Genomic DNA, 282 nt, shown 5'->3' with positions numbered 1-282 from the left:
GGGCAGTAACTGTTACTACTATTACCTCAGGTAACTTAGCCATCACAGGCACCGGCATCACCTTAAATGGGGATATCACCACCAGTGGTACCCAGAGCTATACCGGGGCAGTGACCTTGGGGAATTCACTTACGGCATCATCGACTGGTGGTTTATCTAGTGGTAACAACATTAGCTTTAGTGCAGCAGTCAATGGCGCGAAGACATTAACAATTACAGCTGGTACAGGTTCGATTACGTTCTCGAGTACGGTTGGCAATAGTGCGGCCTTGACGAGCTTAG

Annotated in this window: 1 protein-coding gene; it reads left to right on the top strand. The window is 48.6% G+C overall.

The annotated features are described in order from the left end of the window. Positions 1 to 282: hypothetical protein (locus ICN29_RS10650; RefSeq protein WP_216133009.1), on the top strand; the 282-nt coding region annotated here is incomplete at both ends.

This window comes from Polynucleobacter nymphae (genome assembly GCF_018882155.1).
GTDB lineage: Bacteria > Pseudomonadota > Gammaproteobacteria > Burkholderiales > Burkholderiaceae > Polynucleobacter > Polynucleobacter nymphae.
This window is presented reverse-complemented; position numbering and strand designations above follow the sequence as displayed.